Below are 420 nucleotides of genomic sequence, written 5' to 3'. Positions count from 1 at the left end.
GAGCTGTGTTGTTTCGAATGGTTCCAAAACTAAACTGAAATTGCAGGTTAAAATCCCACAGTTTTAGAGCTGTGTTGTTTCGAATGGTTCCAAAACAATTTCTCAGCAGAAAGCAACGTCACAGCAGTTTTAGAGCTGTGTTGTTTCGAATGGTTCCAAAACATGGCCAGTACAAGACCACGAAGCCAGATAGTTTTAGAGCTGTGTTGTTTCGAATGGTTCCAAAACCTTGTCATGTGGATATAATACAAACCATCATGTTTTAGAGCTGTGTTGTTTCGAATGGTTCCAAAACATCGTTTCCGACTTTAGAAACTGCATTGTTGTTTTAGAGCTGTGTTGTTTCGAATGGTTCCAAAACGCTAGATACCCTCGTCCATAATCAGTAGTTGTTTTAGAGCTGTGTTGTTTCGAATGGTT

1 CRISPR repeat array is annotated in these 420 nt (G+C 39.5%).

Going from position 1 to position 420, the window contains the following annotated elements:
- Positions 1-60: 60 nt before the first annotated feature.
- A CRISPR array of direct repeats spans positions 61-420; the repeat unit is 29 nt; unit sequence GTTTTAGAGCTGTGTTGTTTCGAATGGTT.

This window comes from Streptococcus sp. HMSC077D04 (assembly GCF_001808785.1).
In the GTDB taxonomy this organism is placed as follows: domain Bacteria; phylum Bacillota; class Bacilli; order Lactobacillales; family Streptococcaceae; genus Streptococcus; species Streptococcus mitis_BX.
The sequence above is the reverse complement of the archived record's forward strand: the minus strand, read 5'-3'. Positions and strand labels throughout refer to the sequence as shown.